We start from the raw sequence: 21,486 nt of genomic DNA on the forward strand, positions 1-21,486 counted from the left end.
CCTCCCTAATAATCAGGGTGATTTCTTTATTAGTTACTGAATAGGCCAAAATTCAGGGAAGTTTTCCCTAATTATAAGTCCGATGAACAGAAATCTCTGATTTTTAGGGAGAAATTCCCCAATTATTCTATAAGTGCTTCACTTATTGCATCATCCGGAGCAACACTAGGTGCGCCCATAGAATCCATTTGGACATTAAGTAGTGTTAAGAACATAAAAGAGGCTGTCACCAAGCCATAAAATGGCTGCTTGGGACAGCCCCTTTTTGCTATTCGTGTATTCTCCGAGAAAGGCTACACTAGCCCCCGTTCAGGAGCGCCGCAGGACTCTCTAATGATAAGCTCTGGTTCTACGCTGAAAGAACTCGTACCTGATTGGTTGTTTATTAGATCATACAGCATTAGTGCTGCTAGGCGACCGATCTTATCTTTATTTTGGCGGATGGTAGTCAATAGGGGTGTTGTATAATTGCAGGCCTCAATATCATCACAGCCAATAATTGCAACAGTTTCAGGAACAGCGATAGAAGCCTCTTTAAGGGCACGCATCGCTCCTATAGCAAGCTGATCGGACGCTGCGAAGATCGCTCTAGGTAAATTTCCATTCTCAATCATTCTACGCATCGTCTCATACCCACTAGCCTCAAAGAAGTTACTTCCGTTTAAGAACCAACTCTCGTTAATAGGCAGCCCCAAATCTTCAAGAGCTTTGCGATAACCACTTTCGCGCATATTGGAGATGTCTGAATCTGAGGAGCTGCCAATGTAGCCAAGCTCACGATAGCCCAGTAAATAAAAGTGTTCTACCACTTTGGAGGACATTTTGAAATTATCCGACATGATAAAGCCAGAGTTGTCACCCGTTAGTTTTAAATCTACGCCGATACATGGAATAGCACTGTTGTCTAATTCGCTGATAGAGGTTTCTAGCTCCTGTCCGGATAGAAGCACACACCCATCTACATTAAAATGCTGACAACGGGCAAGATAATCGTTAGTATCGCCACTTTGGAATTTTTCATTGGAAAAAAAGATAAGGTCGTAACCTAGTAGTCCCATTTGTTTTTTAAATGAATTTAGCACCTCGATGAAAAAAGGGTGGGTAAAGTCGACATTCAGCATTCCGGCAAAAATCACTCCGATTAGATTGGACGATTTCGTAGCCAATGTTTTAGCTGAATTGGAGGGGGTATATCCAGTTTCTTTTATAATTTGTTGAACCCTTGTCTTGGTATCTTCCGAAATATCACTGTAGTTATTAATGATTTTGGATACTGTCGAAACAGAAACTCCAGCAATTTTCGCTATATCTTTGATGCTGTAGGCCAAATTAAGTCCCCCTTATAGTGAAAAATGTTCCGTAATATATGTTTAAAATCTACTCAAGGCTATTTTTTTATGACTTGAATTTATGATTTACGAAATAGTTTCGTTACTTATTTTATAGTTCAATAAGATTATAGTCAATGGAATGTTTACTCTTAAACTAGGATTATGCTTGATATTAAAGGTTTTTTTGAATGATTGGTTCAAAAAACGTTCAAAAACGAACAATGAAAAAAGACTTTACAAAGACAAATAACGATGTAATAATGAAAACACCGAAACCGCTTTCTGTGATATCATCCTTACTGTTTCGTGATTTTCAGAAATTAGCATGTGGTTTCGTTAAAGGGTCATAACAAATTATCTGGGGGGTAACAAAATGGTAAAGAAGCTTTCTGCGGTATTGTTGAGCTCAGCGCTAGTGCTCTCATTAGCAGCATGTGGAAGCGGCAATAACAACGCGAATGGTGAGGCTACTCCGAGCAGCGGAACAAACAAGCCTGCATCTGGTGATAAGAAAGTGATTAAGATCTTACACTGGAAACAAGAGAATATTAACAAGGTCATTACAGAAATTAATAAAAAGTTTGAAGAAAAATATCCGGAATACAAAGTGGAGTACACAACCACTGGTCCGGATGATGAATTCAAACAAGCACAAAGAGCAAGAATTACAGCTGGTGACGTAGATGTACTTGCCGATCTATCCGGTATGAGATTGTCTCCGAAAGATTGGACACCAGGTGCGAAAGTGCCAGACTGGCAACAATGGATTGATTCCGGGCTGATTGCTGATCTGAGCGGCGAAGCTTTCGTTAAAAACTACAATGCGAATGATATTGCTAAAGCCGGCACTTATAAAGATAAAGTGTATGCAATCCCAACCGGTAAAGTAGCGATGTCAGGATTCTTCTATAATAAAGAAATTTTTGAACAAAACGGGCTGACTGTACCTACAACTTGGACAGAGTTCATTAGTGTTCTAGATACATTGAAAGCAAAGAGTATTGTTCCAATCGTAGTGGCTGGTAAGGATGTATGGCCATTGAAATTGCCAGTGTTCGGTTTGCAAGCCAAGATTCTGGGTGGCGGCAACCAACAACAATGGATTGAAGGGGTTTGGAAGGGAACTTCGGCGTTTAACGATGCTGAGGCTGTAGAAGTATTGGAGAAAATGAAGACGCTTCAAGATAACTACATCATCGACGGTTTCTTGGGTATCGACTATGCAACAGCACCTTCGTTTTTCGCAACAGGAAAAGCAGCTATGATTGCTGACGGAACTTGGGATGCTCCTACGATCGCGGCAGCAAATCCAGATGTGAAATTTGGTTACTTCCCAATCCCAGCTACAGAAGATGCTGCTAAGAATAATTCTCTTGTCGGTAAATACGATGTAACTTGGTATGCAGCAGAAAAAGGCCCGAACAAAGAAGGCGCTTTGAAATGGCTGGAATTCTTCTCTGAACCAGAAAACTACACAGAATATGTTAAAGCAGCTGGATTCTTGCCTACACAAGACAATATTGCCACTGAAAGTGACTTTATTGACAAAGAACTTGCTCCATACATGACTGGAGATTTCGAACTTGCTTATGAAATTATGATGATTAACCGTGATAACGTTGGTGAGCACATTGCAGCTGAAGGCGTTCACACTGAATATTTGGCACCAGGCGGCGAGTTTAAAACCGCTAAAGAGCTTGCAGATGTACAACAAAAAGAATGGGAAGCAGCAGCACCTAAATAAGTAGCTATCCCGATAAATAAAAAGAATCTACAACATACTGTACACCAAACATGTTTTACAACTTCGGGGTCTGTTTTGTGCAGGCCCCGATCATTTTATTGAATTAGGATTGGGTAGGTGAGAGAAATGTATCCGTTCGGAAAAGGTATTAAACGATATATACCGCTTCTGCTGCTAATGATTCCATTATCATTGTATGTAATTTTCTATTTTGGCCCATCTATGATGACGGTTATCTATTCATTTACAGATATCACTAACGTTCCTGGAAGCAAGATGAGTTTTGTAGGCCTTGACAATTATTATGATGTATTTTACTCAGGAAATTCAGGCGAGCGTTGGGATTCCATTATACGTACTATTTATTTCATGGTCATTGTAACCATTGTACAGAACGGTGTCGGTCTGCTTATGGCCGTAGTTATCAATCAGAAGCTGAAAGGCGATTATTTCTATCGCGCGGTATTCTTTTTACCGGTTGTGCTTGGTGTAGCGGTAGTTGCACTGGTATGGGGCATGATGTTCGATCCGCTGAGTGGTCCGGTTAACCAACTGTATGATTCTTTGTTCGGTTATAAAGATATGTTCTTTGGAAGCTTCACTCATGCGTTCGGTTATATTATATTTACGCAAATTTGGATGTATATGGGTTATTCGATGCTGATTTTCCTTGCGGGGCTACAATCCGTACCGAAAGATTTGTATGAGGCTGGATATATAGACGGAACTACGAAGTGGCAATCTTTTAAAAATATCACATTCCCACTTATCGCTCCATCCTTTACGATTAACATTATTTTGTCTATTATCGGTGCGATGTCCACCTTTGATATTATTCTCGCAACTACGGACGGTCGCTTTAACACAAGAACGATGGCATATGACGTTTATAAAGAGACGTTCCGTGGTTCTCTACAGATGGGACTTCCTTCCGCGCTTTCCGTGGTTCAATTCCTTATGATTCTGGTGTTTGTAGTATTTGCAGTGAAACAAATGCGTAAGAGAGAGGTGGAATATTAATGAAGGATTCCAAAACCGCCAAAACTCTCTCTTATATTCTGATTGCAGTGTTGCTTGTTTTGTATATCATGCCGTTGTTATTTGTAATCAATATTTCATTCAAGTCCTTTACAGAATATCTGTTAGATCCTATCGGTCTCGTAAAAAGTATTCAATGGGATAATTATAAAGAAGCTTGGCTACAGGGTAATTTCTCTAATTATTTCTTAAACAGTCTGCTGTATACAGCTGTGGCAACAGTGCTGACCCTAATTGTTTCGTTATTCGGGGCCTTCCCGGTGGCGAGAAATTATGTGAAGTGGAGCGGATTTATTTATTTGTTCTTCTTGATGTCTCAGTTCCTGCCGAATCCAATGGTCGCACAGTTCAAGCTGATGCTTACCATGAAACAGGAGCTAGGATTTGTAGGTTATGACACGAAGCTGGGTTACATTCTCCTTAAAACAGGCGGAACGGGTATCGTGTTCATGATGTTTGTAGGTTACATCAAAGGAATTAGCCGGGAGATGGATGAAGCAGCAGGTATGGATGGCGCTGGATATATGCGTTATTTGTTCCAGATCATCATGCCACTTATGAAACCAGTAATTGCTACAGGTGTTATTCTAACAGCAATTAGTATCTGGAATGACTTCGTGGGGCCGGTCATGTATTTACCGAGTCCAGAAAACTATCCAATCACCTTCGGGCTTAAAGAATTCCGCGGTCAATACGGGAACAACTGGCCTATGTTGGCGTGCGGGATCATGATCGTATCTGCACCGCTTATCATCCTATACACCTTCATTCAAAAGTATATCGTTGACGGTGCATTGGCAGGTGCGGTTAAAGCTTAAGTAGTTGTGTAAATGAGAGGATGGAGAGAATGGATCGTAATAAAATTCATGGCTTCGAATTCACCGGAAATGATGGGGAATTCAGGCTTCAGCAACCGGATCGCAGCAGTTTTCTATATTTCCCTCTAGTGAATGAAGGGGGAATGATGTCGACGGTAACTCCAAAACTTCATGGTCAGGTTACCACAGGTCATAATACATTTTTGACACCGCCATTATCTGTTGAAGATTTGCATAATTCGCGGGCTTCCCGTAACTTCTGGGTATACGTAGAAGGCAAGGGAGCTTGGTCGGCAGTGGGGAACTCCGCTAAGCAAAATGCCGATTTCTATACATCGTCTACTGATGAAGCAGTACTAGAGGCTGGTTTCCTGTGGCAACGCGTAACGCGTTGTAACGCAGAGATGGGTGTTAAAGCTGAAATCACCAGCTTTGTGCCAAGCGGTAATGATAAGGTCGAACTAATGAAGGTTACGTTGACGAATACAATAGCAGAGGTTATTACGCTGACACCGACAGCGGTAGTTCCGATCTACGCGCGTTCGGCAGATGATCTGCGCGATCATAGACATGTAACCTCTTTGCTTAACCGGATCTATACTTCACCTTATGGTGTTGAGGTTCAGCCTGCGCTCTCCTTTGATGAGCGGGGACACCGCATCAATCACACTTCTTATGGAGTATTTGGTGCAGAGGGTGACGGCAGTCAACCTGCTGGTTTCTTTCCAGTGCAGGAGGAGTTCATTGGAGAAGGTGGAAGTCTGGATTGGCCAGAAGCTGTTATCCTGAACAACACGCCGGAGATTGGCAAGGGTGGAGGTGTACAAAGAGAGGGATATGAGGCTATCGGGGGTCTTCGTTACGAGGCGCTTAATCTGTCTCCTGGTGACAGCCATTCTTATATAGTAGTTATGGCGATCCATAATGAGAGAATTGACGTGGATGCCTTGATGAACAAATATGGTACATCTGAAGCTTTTGATCATTTGCTTGAGGAAACTAAAGCCTTCTGGGCAGATAAAGTGAATATGGTAGAATTTCATACCGGTGATTCAGATGCTGACCAATGGATGAAATGGGTTACGATTCAACCCGTGCTGAGAAGACTTTATGGTAACTCCTTCTTGCCTTATCATGATTATGGAAGAGGCGGACGTGGCTGGCGGGATCTTTGGCAGGATTGTCTAGCACTCCTTATTATGGAACCGGCTGAAGTACGCAGCTTACTGCTGAACAACTACGCCGGGGTAAGAATAGATGGTAGTAATGCCACTATTATCGGTCAACAGCCTGGTGAATTTATTGCCGACCGTAACAACATCCCGCGGGTGTGGATGGATCATGGAGCTTGGCCGTTCTTAACGACTATGTTATATCTGGATCAGAGTGGTGATCTTGATTTCTTATTGCAGGAACAGACGTATTTCCGCGATACCTTTATGAGTCGCTGTAAGGAACGCGATAATTCATGGGATACCTCGCTAGGAAGTGATCTCAGAACTACTTCTGGTGAGGTTTATAAAGGTACGATTCTGGAGCATATCCTGCTGCAAAATCTGGTTCCGTTCTTTAATGTTGGAGAGCACAATAATATCCTGCTGGAGGGCGCAGACTGGAATGATGGTCTTGATATGGGCGCAGACCGGGGTGAGAGTGTAGCTTTCACAGCATTCTACGCAAGTAACTTATTGGATATTTCTCGTGTGCTGCGTACGCTAAAGACTTCTAAAGGGCAAGAGACAGTTGAATTGGCAGAAGAAATGAAACTATTGCTAGATTCGCTTGGTGAGCAAGTGGATTATGAATCTGTATCAGGCAAGCATGAAAGACTTAATCAATATTATGCTGCCGCTCCGAACAAAGTCAGCGGTATTCGTGTAGCACTCGACATAGAGACAGTAGCGGACGATCTGGAACAAAAAGCAGAGTGGATCTTTAATCACTTGCGCCGCAATGAGTGGGTGGAAAGTGAACACGGTGGAGGTTGGTTTAACGGTTATTATAATAATGATGGGGAACAAGTGGAAGGGGAATTCGCAGAAGGCGTTCGAATGACGCTTACGGGTCAAGTATTCCCGCTGATGGGCCATGCAGCTGCACCAGAGCAAATTCCGCATATCATTGCCGCCGTGGATCGTAATCTACTGGATGACAAAATTGGGTACAGACTTAATTCCCGTTTCGGAGGGATCCAGCAGAATCTGGGTCGTGCCTTTGGCTTTGCCTTTGGACATAAAGAGAACGGTGCTATGTTCAGTCACATGACCATCATGTATGGCAATGCGTTGTATAAACGCGGATATGTGAAAGAAGGACATAAAGTATTAGAATCTCTGTATAGCTTAAGTACTGACTTTGCAAAAGCCCGCATATACCCAGGAATTCCTGAGTATATTAACGAGCAAGGCAGAGGGATGTATACGTATTTAACAGGATCCGCAAGCTGGCTGCTGTTAACTATGGTTACTGAAGTATTTGGTGTAAAAGGTAAGCTAGGTGATCTTTTGTTGGAACCGAAGCTTGTTAAAGAGCAGTTTGATTCCGAGGGAAAAGCCTCTATTAAGACAATCTTCGCGGATCGCGAGTTTGAAGTGGTCTATAAAGCCACAGGAAGCTTAAACTACGGGGAGTACCAAATACACTCTGTTACCCTGAATGGCAGCGAGGTGACGCTGCAGCGCGGCTCAGGAAGTGCGATTATTCCGCGTGAAGAGTTGCTCTCTCTGCAGACAGAGAAATGCCACTTGATTGAAGTGACATTGGCGTAGCTTTATACGATATTTTAAGACGTCTGCACCGTTATTCATAGCGGCTGCAGACGTTTTTTTTCAATAATGAATATTTATTCATTGTAACAATGAACGAAAGGGCGCGTTAGGTATGGGTTGCAGACTGTCAAATGGCATACTAACTGTCGATATCGCTGATATCGGAGAGTATAAGGGCACTCGTTTTGACTGGACAGGATTTATTACACAGGTGACATTAGAAGAGGGGAAACATACGTTTTGTGTGCCGGAAAGCTTGAAGCCAGGCGAAGGAACTGGGGGCAAGGGGCTTTGTAATGAGTTTGGCATTTCCCGGGCAATTGGATATGATGAAGCACCAATCGGAGGCTGGTTTCCAAAAATCGGAGTCGGATTGTTACAAAAAGGAAATTCCCCATTATACAGTTTCAATGAGGAGTTCCCCTTAACCTCTTTTAGTAAGGATGTCGAAGCAGGGAATGATGCTGTCACATATACGATCTACCCAATGGAAAGCAACGGATATGCTGTGCAGCTAACTAAAACGATTTCTTTACAGGGGGATCAATTAATAATTGCATATGAATTGCACAACAAAGGGCAAAAGCCTTTCCATACGGAGGAATATATTCACAACTTCATCGGAATCGATGGGTTGAATATTGGACAGGATTTCGAACTGCGTCTCCCGAGGGAACTCAAGGTAGTAGAACCAGAATCCTCCTATACGAAAGAATTGCTAGAGGTATCCGGGAATACTCTTACTTGGTCAAAGGAACCGGATAAACCCTTTTATTGCAAGTTGAGCGGTTGGGAGGGTCAGGAAACTGAGTTCACCTGGGAGTTGGTTCATAAGCCTAGTGGAACAGGCGTGCGAGAGAGTGGGGACTTTCCAATAGAACGTATGGCCCTGTGGGGAGAGGGTCATGTAGTCTCTCCTGAAGTATTTGTGAACATTAGTCTTTTACCGCGTCAAAGCAAGAGCTGGCGCCGATCTTACCGGTTTTTCACTGCGAAATGAGTACCGTCTTAACCTTTTATGTGAATAATTATACTTGCTGGTGCGGGAGAATATTGCTATCATAACCATATCCATATTGATAGGAGAGAAAGGGTGGGGAGCAGTTTTGAATAAGAGAGCATACAATTTTAATGCCGGACCGGCAGCATTGCCGCTTACGGTACTGGAACGCGCACAAGCGGAGTTTGTTGATTTCCGGGAAAGTGGAATGTCTATCATGGAGATGTCGCACCGTGGTGCAATTTACGAATCCGTGCATAATGAAGCGCAGGAACGTCTGCTTTCGCTCCTCGGCAATCCGAAGGGCTATAAGGTATTGTTCTTACAAGGCGGAGCAAGCACACAGTTTGCAATGATCCCTATGAACTTGATTTCCGAAGGCCAAGTAGGTAGCTATGTAATGACAGGTAGCTGGGCGGATAAAGCTTATAAAGAAGCCAAATTGGTAGGAGGCGCTCATGTTGCTGCTTCTTCCGAAGATAAGAAATTCTTGGCTATTCCTGAATTAAGTTCGATCAAAGCTGCGGAGAATGCTGCTTACCTTCATGTTACTTCCAACGAGACCATTGAAGGAACGCAATATGCAGAATTTCCGGATGCAGGCTCGATTCCGTTAATCGCGGATATGTCTAGTGATATACTTTGCCGTCCAATCGATGTGAACCAATTCGGAATGATCTATGCCGGAGCACAAAAGAACCTTGGACCTTCAGGCGTGACTGTAGTTATCGCGAAAGAAGAATTGCTTGCAGAATCACCTTCTAACATTCCTACGATCATGCGTTACAGCACTCATTATAAGAATAACTCTCTTTACAATACACCTCCATCTTTCTCTGTATATATGGTGAACGAAGTATTAAAATGGATTGAGGAGCAAGGCGGCTTAGCTGGCATCCATTCTAAGAACCTTGAAAAATCGGGTCTGTTATATGATCACATCGATGGAAGTGACGGTTTCTACCGTGGCGTTGCAGAACAAGGCAGCCGCTCTATTATGAACGTTACTTTCCGGATGCAATCAGAAGAACTCGAAAAGCAGTTTGTCAAAGCTGCTGAACTGGAAGGTTTTGTCGGCTTAAAGGGTCACCGCAGTGTTGGGGGCTTGCGTGCTTCCATCTACAACGCAGTTCCTTACGAAAGTGTAAAAGCACTGTCCGATTTCATGAACCATTTCCGGCAAACTCAAGGTTAATGAATTCTATCTATAACCTTCCGCCTTCTTGGTGGAAGGTTTTCAGTTTGTTTGGAGAAGCTATGGTTAGGCACTAGAGTAAAACATCTGGCTATTAAGCCTTTAGAGAGGAAGGAACCATATAATGGCACTCCATATCGTATTAGTCGAGCCGGAAATTCCGGCCAATACTGGCAACATTGCGCGTACTTGCGCCGCTACAGGCACTCATCTTCACTTGGTTCGTCCACTCGGATTCCGTACAGACGATGCTACATTAAAAAGAGCAGGATTAGACTATTGGCATGCTGTTACTATTGAATATCACGACTCCTTTGCTGAGGTTTTGGAGAAATATAACGAGGGGCGTTTCTTTTACGCAACGACGAAAGCAGAGAAAAGATACAGTGACTTTGAGTTCCAAGATGGCGATTTTTTTGTTTTTGGCAAGGAAACGAAGGGGCTTTCTGCAGAGATTCTAGAAGCAGGTAAAGAAACAAAAATGCGCATGCCAATGAGTGATGCTGTGAGATCTCTGAATTTATCCAATTCGGCAGCTATTATTGTGTACGAGGCGCTTCGACAATTGGATTTTCCTAATCTTATTTAAAAAAAGACAAATTTTTTATTTTTTTCAGCAGGATTCGACAATTAGGTAACGAAATATATTGAAAGAGCCGAAATAAGTAGTAGCTACTAAATAATTTTTCTTGAACAGGAGAGGTGTACGTTAGTTATGAAACCTGCTGGTGTAGTTCGCAAAGTGGATCAGTTGGGTAGAATTGTTCTGCCTAAGTCCCTGCGTAAAAGGTATCAGATGAATGAAGGCGACCCGGTTGAAATTTTGGTACAGGGTGACCATATCATCTTGGAGCGTTACCGTCCAAAATGTGTTTTCTGTGGATCAATGGATGGTGTAAGCGAATATAAAGATCGTTATATTTGTTCTGCATGCCTTTCGGAAATGACTCAATTGCCAAGACATGCCTAAGAAGTACATATTTTGAATTTTGACAGCCAAGAGCTTATAAAAAAACTGTCCTCTTCGTAGAACTCTTCTACTTGGGGGCAGTTTTTTTATGTATACGAAAAATGCCCCCGCACCAAGTGGGTGCAGGGACATATCGGCTTTATAGGCCTTTTGTTTTGTCGTCGTTGTAAGATGAGGTAAGGATGCCGACCGTAAATAACACAAATACGAACATTACGATCCAAAAGGTTAATGAGAACGACATACTGGCACCTCCAATAGCGAATGTATTCGTTATCAAGATTATAACCTGCAATTTAATAAAAATAAACGCAAATGTGATATGTTACATAGACAATTTACTATATTATTTAAAAAACAGGAAATTCGTTGGCACAGCTCTTAGATTTCCATCGGATGGTTTATTGATAACTCTTCCGTTAAAGATCAATGAGGAAGAGCCACCACCATCTAAATTATAAGCATCTACGAGGCCCATATTCGATAATTTGTTCTGAATCTCCTCCAGCTGTGCACCAGAGCTGCCATACTCATTATATCCATCTGCTACAAAAAGCAGGATCTGATCATCTTTATATTTGCCGATCACGGTACGTGGTGCCCGATTAGGGGATGTTTTCCACTTTTCGGGTATGGGCGTTTTGATGTTGTTTTTAAGGAGGACAGGCACAAAGGTGGCGCCGAATACCGGATCTAGCTGATCTAATTGTGCGCGACTGTAGAATTTCCCGCCGATTAATTGCCCGGATTTGTTCAGCCCAACAAAACTTAGGTCCTTGTACGTTGGCTCAAAACCGTATAAATACTTTCCATCCACTACAGTTGTGCTTAAGGGATAACGTTTTCCGGATTGATCTGCAAAGCCGCCCGCATTAATACCAGCAATGGCACCATTACGCTGTACGGCATGCATAGTAGTTTCCGCACCGGAGGCTGTCTCCGCCAAGCTCATCTTCATAGCGGTCGGGTCCTTCAATTTGATTTTCAACGCATAAGCTTTGTAGTTTCCTGGATTCAATCGATATAACTCAACTCTTATACGGTCGCTGGTAACAATCTCTGAAGGTATACCAAGCTTGGCTGAAATCCTGCGGTTATAGATCAGTTCAGGGCGGTTCGCCTGAGTCTTTGCTGTTTCGACCAGCTTATTCATCGTAGTGGTAGTCTCTTTATATAGCTTGGCACTAGCGCTGACAGCATCAATGGTGTAAGCTGCGGAGGCCTCTGCCAGAGTTAGCTCTTTTTTTAAGGCGGCTGTTTCATTCACTGGCCCAGAGTTTGGTGTGAATTGTCCTACATCAAGGTCTAGCTGTAGCGGTGGTCGATACCACGACATACATATAAACAAGCCTATGAACGGTGCAGTTAGAAGCATGAAGAAGCGATTTACTCTTTTGACTGGCGTCATCATTTGATCAGATCCATTTCTTTCTTCAAAGCTTCTAACTGTTTGCTTACCTCACTCAATTGCGTATATAGCTTGTTGCTGTTATCTGTCTTGGCACTAGCATTATCTTTAGTGAAGGTTAATAGTTCGTTAAAGCTTTGCACTGTATTCTGCAATTCCTTCACTTCTTCAGAGAGAACGGCAATTTTTGCTTCATAGTCGGTCTTTAAAACGGTAAGCTGCTGCTGGCTCTGAGTACTAAGTTCGGTTAGCACTTGTTGCTTCAGATGGTTCGTGTAGCTGTATACAGCATATACGCCGAGTCCGATCATCATAATCCAGAACAGTAAAAACCATTTTACGGAAGGGCCGTTTCTCGCAGTAGTAGAGCGCGAGCGTACCGGGGACGTTTCCGCTAGCGGTTGCATTTTATCACCTCGGGTTGGTCTTTTTTTCAAGTCCCCATTCTATCAGACTTTGACAAGATTCGCAAAAATGTAAGAGAGTATGAAAACTAGAAAAAGTAATTGCATCCTATTAAACTACTGCGATACAATTTCTATAGATTGGAATTCTGATAGACGTACACAAGGTAACCAGCTAGAGATTATACAGACAAGTCATCATACAGCCTTGCTTGCGTTTTAACCGGAAACGCTGCGGCGCTTTCCTTTCTAGATGATTATATATAGAGCAGGGGGTCAGGGCATTAATGATGAAGGTTTGGCAGGTGGTCATTGTGGGGTGTCATCCTACAAGTATGCTGGGGACAAAATTGATTTTGGAAGAGGAAGAGGGGCTTAAGGTTCTGGGAATGTATTCCACTTGGGACGAAGGCGCTACCATCGTAAGGGAAAAAAATCCCGAGCTAGTGCTAGTAGATTATCATATGCCTGAGGGGAATATTGAGAGTGTGCTGTTAAATATGAAAAAAAGCTCACCAAACTCACATTTTGTCGTGATGACAGACGAAGACGGGCGAGAACTGCTTCAGCCCCTCGTAGAACTAGGAGCCAGCGGGATATTCTCGAAGGGAGCTTCTCCCCGTCAGCTTTTACAGCTGATCCTGGGTTTACGGGAGGGTTTTCTTTCAATGCCGTTGGAATGGATTGAAAAAGGAGCTTGGCCGATTTCGACATTTAAAGGATTAGATGATGTTCTGCAACTGACGGAGACAGAGATGTTTATCATGGAGCGAATCGTTCAAGGGATTACCTACGATAAAATTGCGCTTGAAATTGCGGTAAGCCGTCGGTCCATTGATAATTATTTGCGCAAAATCTATGTAAAGCTCGATGTTTCGACCCGGGCACAAGCGATTGAGAAATTCGCGCTCTTCTCAAGACAAAACAGGCAAATCTACGCCTAACCCACGCTTTACGACATAATGACGTATGGGGTGGAATATTCTTGGAGTAGAAGTAAGAATATCATGTTGAATGGGTAACCATCCCGTCCTTGGATGAGGATGACGAAGCCGTTTCTACTTGGTAACAGGGAAGGGGGATTTCGCATGATTTACGAATTTTCTGCTCGCGCACACACATTGTTGTCGTCATCGCTTCTTAGTATCCGCACCCAAACACGGAGAAGCTCCATGATATCGCTAGCTGAAGAATTACCAGCGGAAGAACTATTCCCATTGTCACTGCTTGCTGAAGCAGCATCTACGGTGATTTCAGCAGATGCGGGAGCACTGCAATATGGTGATCCTGCCGGGTACGGACCGCTTCGGGAGTGGCTTGCTGGGGATTGGCTTAAAGAAAAAGGGGTAAATGTTGTTGAGGGTGGAGTTCTGCTAACAACGGGTAGCCAGCAAGCCATTGATTTGTTGTCGCGGGTGTATATTGATCCAGGAGATCGTGTATTAGTAGAAAATCCAACCTCTCCAGGATTTTTGCAGACTCTTCGGATGCAGGGGGCCGTTATTATTCCTGTACAGGGTGATTTGGACGGGCTTGATCCGGAGCATTTGCGGAGCCAGATCGAGCTGCATAAGCCGAAAATGCTGTTCGCAACCCCTAGCTTTACCAATCCAAGCGGCATTTTATGGAGTTTGGAGAGACGCCGCGCAGTATTGGATTTATGTATCGCATATAACATCTTGATTGTGGAAGATGATTCTTATGGGGATTTGCACTTCCAGAAGCAGGGTGAACACAAGGCCAAAAGATATCCGTCTTTGTATGCACTGGAAAATATCAGCGATGGCGGACATGTGCTTTATATCGGTTCGTTCAGCAAGACCGTTGCGCCCGCGCTGCGGACGGGCTGGGCGGCAGGCAGCCGAGTCTTGATCAGAATGATGTCTGCGGCTAAGCAGATGGCCGATTGGCAGTCGAGCGCATTAAATCAGCGGCTGCTGCATCATTTATTGGATGTGTCTGCGTTTGATCTGCGTGAGCATATCGCGCAGCTGAATCGAGAGTATAACACCCGTCTGAAGCTTATGGTAGAACTGCTAAAGCGGCCTGCTTGGAAGGGCAGCTCCTATGATCTGCCGTCAGGAGGCATGTTCCTGTGGGTCGCACCACCAGAGGGAATGGATGTTATGGCGTTGCTCAAATGTGCGCTAGGTAAGGGAGTGGCTTTTTTGCCAGGTCCGTTATGTAGTGTAGATGGAGTCAGCAATCATCTTCGCCTTAACTTCAGCCATCCCGGCCGGGATGAGCTGCTGCTTGGCATGAACCTGATGAGCGAAGCGGTTAAGGAGTTCACGGCACGGAGTTAGGTAGTGGAATGAAAGTTGTGGATGAAATGATTGAAATGATGAAAACACAAGACACTCTTAGAGCTAAAACACGGACAGAATTACAAGTCGGGCAAGACGAAGTGCATGATGTGAGATTAATTAGGGAAATCCTCCCTAAAACTGGTCGATTTGAACTCTAAAATGGACTGTTTAGGGAATTTCTCCCTAAAAAATCAAGGGATACCCCGTTTTAGGGGTAAATCTGGCGAAAATCAGGGAGTAATTCCCTAAAATGCGGTTTTTAGCGTGTGAATCGAAGAATATTAGGGAGGATTTCCCTAATAACTTAGTGTGCCTTTTTCGGAATGGTGTTTTTAAAGCTTATTTTGCTTTGAATGATTTAGTATTAGTGGATGTTGAATGTAGCATAGGGGTTCTAATGTGATAAATCAGCAAGAGTAGCTTGTTAAAGCAAGAGTAGAGAAAATAGTAATTAGTAAATAAGGCTCGTGTTCGAGAGTGTAAATAAGTTAAATAAGTTAAAAAGTACAGTCACTTAGTGCCGGGTGAGGTACGCAGAGATATGAACGTGGTAAGAGTGAGATACGAACGCGAATGAAATCTGAATGTGGACGAATGAGTTACTAATGTGATGAGAATGATTTGCGAACGTGGGAAAAGCGAGTTACGCACGCGGTAAGAATGAAATAGAAATGTGGTATGTATGAGATAGAGCGTGGTACGAACGAGATTCTAGTGTGTTAAGAATGCAATCTGAATGTGATGAGCAAGATACTAATGTGTTAAGAATGCAATCTGAATGTGGTACGTATGAGATACTCATGAGATATGTGTGAAATAAGACATGATACGTATGAGATACTAGTGTATTAAAAATGTAATCTAAATGTGATATGAGTATAGTAAGAGCGTGGTACGCACCAGATACTAATGTGTTATGTGTAAGATAAGAACATGGAATGTACAGAGATAAGATTCAAATAAGACTAGACATACGAAAAAGCATCCCGTAGTTGGGATGCTTTTTGGCGTTATTTAATATGTTATGTGTGCATCAGAATAATAAGTTTAAAGTCTGAGTAAATGATTAGAACCGAGGTAAAAGATTAGAACCCGACTAAAAGAGGTGCTCGATTGATGTACTGTCCAGGTTAGGTTAGCTAATTACTGGGATGATTGCTGTTATTGGGTACGCCGCTTGTTATCGCGGCATATTCAACCAGCGCCGCATGACCGGCTGGGGTTAGGGTATAACGCCCACGGCTTACCCGGTGAAACCAGCCGTAGTAGTTGTTCTGAAGCATAGCGGCGGCGGTGGGTACGCCGCTACGCTTCCGCAGCTCGGCCGGAGTGATGCCGGCTGAGCGGGGAGCGCTTCCTGCGGCCAATACGGCCGCTGGAAGCGTGCTTGAGGCAGCGCTAGGGGCACCGCTTCGCGTGCCTGCCGCCGCTGCCCCCGTGCTGCCGCGTCCCCGGCAGCACGGCTCTCCGGCGCTGAGCTCAGCGCCGGAACCTGTTCAGCGGTGCCCGCCGCTGAACGTTTGGCAGCTGCGAGCGAAGCCTTCGCAGCTGCCTTCTCCGCAGCGACGGCGGCGTCCGCCTCCGCTGCTTGCAGAGAAAGCGCGACACGCAGCGCTTTCTCACGGTAGGCCGTCACGAGCTTGACGCGCGTGCTGCCGCCGGTGTTGTAGTCTCCGCTGCGCTCGCGGAACTCATAGAGCAGGCGCTCGCGCCGCCGCTTGTTGCTGCGCTGCGCAGGCGGCTTCTCGTCTGGCTCTACAAGCACCTCGACCAGCGGTGCTTTGGTCTTATAAAAGATAACGGTGATCAACCCAAGACCGAGCCGGCGGCATAACCCGCTAAGCTCGCCCCAGCGCTGGTTCACCGCACCTTTTTTATCACGGACACGTTCCACTGCGAGATAGACGGTGGGACTGAGCTTCAACCGTTCTATCCCTTGCAGCAGCAAGGCGAGATTGAATGATTTTTTCATCTCCACGATCAGAGGATGCTCAACGTCCTCCCGAATCCCCACCAAATCGCAGGTCCGGACCTCACCTTTGATGCTGTAACCCTGCTTTTCAAAAAAAATCTTCAAAGGAGCATACAGCTCCGTTTCATGTCGTACCGCCATCTTGTCACTCCCGTAGGCCTTTATTTTCGGGTTTCTCAATAAGGTTTTACAGCCATTTTCTGATTCTCTATTATAGCACAGTAAAAAAGAGGTCAACTATTCCGCGCTTGCCGCATAGGTATGTAATACACTTTTTAACGCTATAGGAGAGCAAGTAGAAGAGCAAGTAGGAGCGCAAGAGGAGGCAGCGAGCAATGGACATTTTTGAGCGTATAGCTTCGTATCGGGCTGAGAACGACCGGTTGGCGTGGAGCGGCACCTTCAAGCAGTATATAGAACTGTTGAGAAAAGACCCCTCTCCCGCAAAAACCGCTCACTCCCGCGTTTATGACATGATTAAGTCGCACGGCGTAGAGGACATAAACGGACGCAAACGGTATAAGTTTTTTGAACAGGAGATTTTTGGACTTGATCGTGCAGTCGAAAAGTTGGTCGAGGAATATTTTCACTCTGCAGCACGTCGGCTTGATGTTCGCAAACGGATTTTGTTATTGATGGGACCTGTCAGTGGGGGGAAATCGACCCTGGTCACGCTGCTTAAACGTGGTTTGGAACAGTACTCGCGGACAGATGCGGGTGCGGTATACGCAATAGAAGGCTGCCCGATGCATGAGGACCCGCTGCATTTGATCCCGCTGGAGCTCCGTCCGGAGATTGAGAAGGAACTTGGTGTACGTATTGAGGGCAACTTGTGCCCATCCTGCCAGATGCGTCTAAGAAATGATTATGCTGGTGACATTGAGCAGGTTAAGGTGACGCGTGTTATTTTGTCAGAAGAAGAGCGGGTAGGGATTGGTACCTTTAGTCCCTCTGATCCGAAGTCTCAGGATATCGCTGATTTGACAGGAAGTATTGATTTTTCGACCATTACTGAATTTGGTTCGGAATCTGATCCACGCGCTTACCGTTTTGATGGGGAGTTGAACAAGGCTAACCGTGGGCTGATGGAATTTCAGGAAATGCTCAAATGCGACGAAAAGTTTTTATGGAACCTGCTGTCACTGACGCAAGAAGGCAATTTCAAGGCTGGCCGCTTCGCGTTGATAAGTGCGGACGAAATGATAATTGCTCATACAAATGAAACCGAGTATAAGTCGTTTATTTCTAATAAAAAGAATGAAGCGCTCCAGTCCCGTATGATTGTTATGCCTGTTCCGTATAACCTCAGAGTTTCGGAAGAGGAAAAAATCTACGCGAAGCTGATCGCCCAGAGTGATATGAGTCATGTGCATATTGCGCCACATGCGCTGCGTGCCGCCGCTATTTTTTCCATCCTAACCCGTCTTAAAGAAAGCAAAAAACAAGGTATGGATCTGATCAAAAAGCTGCGGATGTACGATGGTGAAGAGGTCGAGGGCTATAAAGAGGCCGATCTTAAGGAGATGCAAACGGAGTATTTAGATGAGGGCATGTCCGGAATTGATCCACGTTATGTTATCAACCGCATTTCCAGCGCTCTGATCAAAGGAGATCTGCAGTGCATGAACGCACTGGATGTCCTGCGGGCGATAAAGGATGGCCTGGATCAGCATCCATCGATTACAAAAGAGGAGCGGGAGCGTTATCTGAACTTCATCTCCATTGCCCGCAAGGAATATGATATTTTAGCGAAAAGCGAAGTACAAAAGGCATTTGTCTACTCCTTTGAGGAATCTGCGAAGACACTTTTTGAGAATTATCTAGATAATATCGAAGCCTTCTGCAATTGGTCGAAAATTCGTGATCCGCTGACGGATGAGGAAATGGAGCCGGATGAGCGGTTAATGCGTTCGATTGAAGAGCAAATTGGTATCTCTGAGAATGCAAAAAAAGCGTTCCGTGAAGAGATCCTGATCCGGATTTCCGCGTATTCACGCAAAGGGAAGAAATTCGAGTACAACAACCACGACCGCCTGCGGGAAGCGATTGAGAAAAAGCTGTTCACAGACCTCAAAGATATCGTCAAAATCACCACCTCGTCCAAAACACCTGATGAAAGTCAGCTCAAACGAATCAATGAGGTATGCGCCAGACTTATTGATGGACATCACTACTGCCCAATCTGCGCCAACGAGCTGCTGAAATACGTGGGAAGTCTGCTAAACCGTTAAAAAGAGTTCATTTATGCGGGGTGTTCCAAAAGCCATGAAAATGGCTGTGGAGCACTCTTTTTTTGTCCTTCCATGTTTTATCTGCCTCCTTTTACCCTCCTAATGTTGATCTAAACGCCGCCACCCATCTGACTAATTTGGCTGTTGTGCGTAGGAAGTTGCTAAAGGACACAGGAGACCCTAAACGTAGATTTTGAGCATCTTTAGCAGGCTATTGGACCCTATGGTCGCTATTAGCAGGAAAAATCTAAATATGAGCCGTTTTTTGAGTAATAGCTGCACTGGAGTCCGAAACTCCGCTCAAAAGGCGATATTTTGGAAAATAACGTCATCTGGGTCCTTTAGTCAGTCGTAGGGAGCAACTGAAGTGTAAGTAGGTTACGTGAATCCAGCGTTGTCTACTTCGAGGCTTACCCAAAATGATGGCGGCCAAGAATACGCAGAGTTGTGATCCTTCTGTAAATGGAGGGGCTCGCTGCTCTGTTTTTTTATACAGGCAATAATGCAGCTCAGCAAAACAGGAACAGTCCATCTCCAGCGCAGTTGATATAATGAAATCACCGTACGGGGGAAGGCTGGTGCTGCACTTGAATTACAGTAAAGATATAGAAAAATGTGTTGAATATATAGAAGCTCATATCAAAGAAAATATAACGGTGGAAGAAATAGCGACTGAGGTCGGATATTCGGTGTATCATTTTTGCCGAGTGTTCAGCTTGTGCAAGGAAATGTCTGTGATGGAATATGTGCGGAGCCGAAAATTATCCTTAGCCTCAATTGAATTATTTGCTGGAAAAAAGATCATTGATATTGCGCTGGACTATGGTTTTGAAACACAAAGTGGCTTTACTAAAGCTTTTCGCAAAACCTTTGGTTATAGTCCGACACAATATGCGGCGCGGATGGATGGGTTTAGTAAAGGAAATTCAATATTTGATATCGGAGGTTATATTATGAATCCTGTTTTTGTTCGTAAGCCTGCTTTTAAGGTGGCTGGTTATGGTATCCAAACTAATGTTGCGGGTAGTATGTACACTAAGGATATTGCTTCTTTTTGGAGCCATTATGAGGGTGAAAACCTGGAGTCCAAAATGTATAAAATACTAAACCCGCCTAAACACGGAGAAGTTGGTTTATGTATTCCGTCTTCAGATAACGGCAATGCCACCTATCTTTTGGGTGTTATTGTTGAGGACTACTCCAAGGTAGAAGCTGATATGTTGACGATGGATGTGCCAGAAGCCGAATATGCCGTGTTTACAACACCTCCGGTGGATACTTCAACGGATACAGAGCAAATACAGTTTGCCCAAGTCATAAAAAGCAGCTGGAAGTACATCTTCGAAGAATGGTTTAAGGATAGTGGTTACGTTTATGACGAGACTAAGCTGGATTTTGAGTTTTACGATGAACGCTGCCATTCGCGGCCAGATACAGTGATGGAGATTTACGTTCCTGTGAAAAAGTTGACTGAATAGTCGATAAGGGCAAATGCCGCTCGGTGATAATTGTAATTTCTGAAATGTTTGGACTTTATGTCGCTGACAAAGGCGAACGCTACGCGCCTACATTTTTAAACTTCCTTACGTTACGTTCACCTGGGCATTTGCCATGTGCAGTTATTAAGTCGATATGAGGGTGTCGATGAAGGTCCGCAGCGTGTTACCGCTGCGGGCCTTCTTTTTTAGGAATTCCCATATGGGAAACGTAGATACCTTGGAGGAGTTATACATCGAAATTAATATGTTTGACGAGTATGATCTTCCGTAGTTTAATAGAGTCAATTAATAAGGTAATTCGAAAATAACGGAGAGTGAAGCAGATGATTAGAGAAGCGAGAGCAGATGACTGGCAAGACATAGAGGAATTATTAGAACAGTTGGGATATCCGAATACAGAAATGTTCATGCAAGAAAAAATAGAAAAGCTAATCCTACATCCGGATGAGGAATTATTGGTTTTTGAGGAAGATGATAAAGTGGTAGCTTGTATTTCCATGCATTACATACCCCAATTAGGTCTGGTAGGAGAGACTGCAATTATAAGTTATCTTGTGGTGAGTAATGCCATTAGGAGCAAAGGAATTGGACGTAAGCTTGAGGAGTATTGCGCTGAATTAGCTAGAAAAAGAAACTGTGATAACATTCAGGTTCATTGTCATTCCAGAAGAACTGAAGCGCATAGATTTTATGCTCGGCAAGGGTTTGTTGAGGCTCCAAAATATTTCTCGAAGTCATTAAAAGAATCTGAATCCACATTTTAGTCATAGCAAAAAGCGGCAGACCAGGGTGTTAATAC

The 21,486-nt window shown here is 44.0% G+C and carries 18 protein-coding genes and 1 pseudogene; 14 read left to right on the top strand and 5 right to left on the bottom strand.

What is annotated here, in order from left to right; all coding sequences use genetic code 11:
* Positions 1 to 293: 293 nt before the first annotated feature.
* A complete protein-coding gene (locus NYE72_RS08355; protein ID WP_036684452.1) occupies positions 294 to 1,328 on the bottom strand; it encodes a LacI family DNA-binding transcriptional regulator in 1,035 nt (344 codons plus the stop codon).
* Positions 1,329 to 1,704: 376 nt separating this feature from the next.
* Here NYE72_RS08355 and NYE72_RS08360 point away from each other — a divergent pair, with 376 nt between their 5' ends.
* The 8 genes from NYE72_RS08360 (at position 1,705) to NYE72_RS08395 (ending at position 10,864) form a co-directional block, all read left to right on the top strand.
* On the top strand, positions 1,705 to 3,075 hold the full coding sequence (locus NYE72_RS08360; protein WP_339211704.1) for an extracellular solute-binding protein: 1,371 nt from the start codon (positions 1,705 to 1,707) through the stop codon (positions 3,073 to 3,075).
* Positions 3,076 to 3,201: 126 nt separating this feature from the next.
* Positions 3,202 to 4,095, top strand: coding sequence for a sugar ABC transporter permease (locus NYE72_RS08365; RefSeq protein WP_036684449.1), 894 nt, complete (start codon positions 3,202 to 3,204; stop codon positions 4,093 to 4,095).
* A complete protein-coding gene (locus tag NYE72_RS08370) occupies positions 4,095 to 4,931 on the top strand; it encodes a carbohydrate ABC transporter permease (protein ID WP_036684447.1) in 837 nt (278 codons plus the stop codon). Before NYE72_RS08365 ends, NYE72_RS08370 begins: the two co-directional genes overlap by 1 nt.
* 29 nt (positions 4,932 to 4,960) lie before the next feature.
* Entirely contained in the window at positions 4,961 to 7,699 is a 2,739-nt protein-coding gene (locus tag NYE72_RS08375; protein WP_339211705.1) for a cellobiose phosphorylase, read from the top strand.
* A gap of 112 nt (positions 7,700 to 7,811) precedes the next feature.
* Positions 7,812 to 8,699 (top strand): hypothetical protein, encoded by an 888-nt coding sequence (locus NYE72_RS08380; protein ID WP_339211706.1) that lies wholly within the window; start codon positions 7,812 to 7,814, stop codon positions 8,697 to 8,699.
* 106 nt (positions 8,700 to 8,805) lie between these two features.
* Positions 8,806 to 9,894 (top strand): 3-phosphoserine/phosphohydroxythreonine transaminase, encoded by a 1,089-nt coding sequence (gene serC / locus NYE72_RS08385; RefSeq protein ID WP_076141387.1) that lies wholly within the window; start codon positions 8,806 to 8,808, stop codon positions 9,892 to 9,894.
* Between the two features lie 124 nt (positions 9,895 to 10,018).
* Positions 10,019 to 10,483 (top strand): tRNA (uridine(34)/cytosine(34)/5-carboxymethylaminomethyluridine(34)-2'-O)-methyltransferase TrmL, encoded by a 465-nt coding sequence (trmL, locus tag NYE72_RS08390; RefSeq protein WP_036684439.1) that lies wholly within the window; start codon positions 10,019 to 10,021, stop codon positions 10,481 to 10,483.
* A gap of 126 nt (positions 10,484 to 10,609) precedes the next feature.
* A complete protein-coding gene (locus tag NYE72_RS08395) occupies positions 10,610 to 10,864 on the top strand; it encodes an AbrB/MazE/SpoVT family DNA-binding domain-containing protein (protein ID WP_036684437.1) in 255 nt (84 codons plus the stop codon).
* Between the two features lie 346 nt (positions 10,865 to 11,210).
* Here NYE72_RS08395 and NYE72_RS08400 read toward each other — a convergent pair whose 3' ends face one another.
* On the bottom strand, positions 11,211 to 12,275 hold the full coding sequence (locus NYE72_RS08400; protein WP_339211707.1) for a phosphodiester glycosidase family protein: 1,065 nt from the start codon (positions 12,273 to 12,275) through the stop codon (positions 11,211 to 11,213).
* Positions 12,272 to 12,679 carry a hypothetical protein gene (locus tag NYE72_RS08405; RefSeq protein WP_036684435.1) on the bottom strand — a complete coding sequence of 136 codons (408 nt, stop codon included), beginning with the start codon at positions 12,677 to 12,679 and terminating at the stop codon, positions 12,272 to 12,274. Before NYE72_RS08405 ends, NYE72_RS08400 begins: the two co-directional genes overlap by 4 nt.
* 284 nt (positions 12,680 to 12,963) lie before the next feature.
* Between NYE72_RS08405 and NYE72_RS08410 the strand changes: the two genes are divergently transcribed.
* From NYE72_RS08410 to NYE72_RS08420, 3 genes are all read left to right on the top strand, one after another.
* Entirely contained in the window at positions 12,964 to 13,620 is a 657-nt protein-coding gene (locus tag NYE72_RS08410; RefSeq protein ID WP_036684433.1) for a response regulator transcription factor, read from the top strand.
* A gap of 144 nt (positions 13,621 to 13,764) precedes the next feature.
* The gene (locus tag NYE72_RS08415) at positions 13,765 to 14,982 is read left to right on the top strand and encodes a PLP-dependent aminotransferase family protein (RefSeq protein WP_036684431.1); all 1,218 of its coding nucleotides are present in this window, start codon (positions 13,765 to 13,767) and stop codon (positions 14,980 to 14,982) included.
* 8 nt (positions 14,983 to 14,990) lie between these two features.
* The gene (locus NYE72_RS08420) at positions 14,991 to 15,143 is read left to right on the top strand and encodes a hypothetical protein (protein WP_178420417.1); all 153 of its coding nucleotides are present in this window, start codon (positions 14,991 to 14,993) and stop codon (positions 15,141 to 15,143) included.
* Between the two features lie 981 nt (positions 15,144 to 16,124).
* Here the strand turns inward: NYE72_RS08420 and NYE72_RS08425 are convergent.
* Positions 16,125 to 16,313 (bottom strand): annotated as a pseudogene (locus NYE72_RS08425) (DUF2161 family putative PD-(D/E)XK-type phosphodiesterase); the annotation flags it as partial.
* A complete protein-coding gene (locus tag NYE72_RS08430; RefSeq protein WP_339211708.1) occupies positions 16,229 to 17,098 on the bottom strand; it encodes a DUF2161 family putative PD-(D/E)XK-type phosphodiesterase in 870 nt (289 codons plus the stop codon). The gene NYE72_RS08430 and the pseudogene NYE72_RS08425, both read right to left, overlap by 85 nt.
* Positions 17,099 to 17,292: 194 nt before the next feature.
* Here NYE72_RS08430 and NYE72_RS08435 point away from each other — a divergent pair, with 194 nt between their 5' ends.
* From NYE72_RS08435 to NYE72_RS08445, 3 genes are all read left to right on the top strand, one after another.
* Positions 17,293 to 19,188 carry a PrkA family serine protein kinase gene (locus tag NYE72_RS08435; RefSeq protein WP_036684429.1) on the top strand — a complete coding sequence of 632 codons (1,896 nt, stop codon included), beginning with the start codon at positions 17,293 to 17,295 and terminating at the stop codon, positions 19,186 to 19,188.
* A 578-nt stretch (positions 19,189 to 19,766) separates the two neighbouring features.
* Positions 19,767 to 20,666 carry an AraC family transcriptional regulator gene (locus NYE72_RS08440; protein WP_244886445.1) on the top strand — a complete coding sequence of 300 codons (900 nt, stop codon included), beginning with the start codon at positions 19,767 to 19,769 and terminating at the stop codon, positions 20,664 to 20,666.
* Positions 20,667 to 21,010: 344 nt separating this feature from the next.
* On the top strand, positions 21,011 to 21,451 hold the full coding sequence (locus tag NYE72_RS08445; RefSeq protein ID WP_076101594.1) for a GNAT family N-acetyltransferase: 441 nt from the start codon (positions 21,011 to 21,013) through the stop codon (positions 21,449 to 21,451).
* Positions 21,452 to 21,486 lie beyond the last annotated feature (35 nt).

It is taken from the genome of Paenibacillus sp. FSL L8-0333 (assembly GCF_037965665.1).
Taxonomy (GTDB): domain Bacteria; phylum Bacillota; class Bacilli; order Paenibacillales; family Paenibacillaceae; genus Paenibacillus_AQ; species Paenibacillus_AQ odorifer.

Bases quoted from the DNA above. Each gene is read 5' to 3' on its own strand.
- NYE72_RS08360 (WP_339211704.1), top strand. From the start codon at position 1,705: ATGGTAAAGAAGCTTTCTGCGGTATTGTTGAGCTCAGCGCTAGTGCTC.
- NYE72_RS08365 (WP_036684449.1), top strand. From the start codon at position 3,202: ATGTATCCGTTCGGAAAAGGTATTAAACGATATATACCGCTTCTGCTG.
- NYE72_RS08370 (WP_036684447.1), top strand. From the start codon at position 4,095: ATGAAGGATTCCAAAACCGCCAAAACTCTCTCTTATATTCTGATTGCA.
- NYE72_RS08375 (WP_339211705.1), top strand. From the start codon at position 4,961: ATGGATCGTAATAAAATTCATGGCTTCGAATTCACCGGAAATGATGGG.
- NYE72_RS08380 (WP_339211706.1), top strand. From the start codon at position 7,812: ATGGGTTGCAGACTGTCAAATGGCATACTAACTGTCGATATCGCTGAT.
- trmL (WP_036684439.1), top strand. From the start codon at position 10,019: ATGGCACTCCATATCGTATTAGTCGAGCCGGAAATTCCGGCCAATACT.
- NYE72_RS08395 (WP_036684437.1), top strand. From the start codon at position 10,610: ATGAAACCTGCTGGTGTAGTTCGCAAAGTGGATCAGTTGGGTAGAATT.
- NYE72_RS08400 (WP_339211707.1), bottom strand. From the start codon at position 12,275: ATGATGACGCCAGTCAAAAGAGTAAATCGCTTCTTCATGCTTCTAACT.
- NYE72_RS08405 (WP_036684435.1), bottom strand. From the start codon at position 12,679: ATGCAACCGCTAGCGGAAACGTCCCCGGTACGCTCGCGCTCTACTACT.
- NYE72_RS08410 (WP_036684433.1), top strand. From the start codon at position 12,964: ATGATGAAGGTTTGGCAGGTGGTCATTGTGGGGTGTCATCCTACAAGT.
- NYE72_RS08415 (WP_036684431.1), top strand. From the start codon at position 13,765: ATGATTTACGAATTTTCTGCTCGCGCACACACATTGTTGTCGTCATCG.
- NYE72_RS08420 (WP_178420417.1), top strand. From the start codon at position 14,991: ATGAAAGTTGTGGATGAAATGATTGAAATGATGAAAACACAAGACACT.
- NYE72_RS08430 (WP_339211708.1), bottom strand. From the start codon at position 17,098: ATGGCGGTACGACATGAAACGGAGCTGTATGCTCCTTTGAAGATTTTT.
- NYE72_RS08435 (WP_036684429.1), top strand. From the start codon at position 17,293: ATGGACATTTTTGAGCGTATAGCTTCGTATCGGGCTGAGAACGACCGG.
- NYE72_RS08445 (WP_076101594.1), top strand. From the start codon at position 21,011: ATGATTAGAGAAGCGAGAGCAGATGACTGGCAAGACATAGAGGAATTA.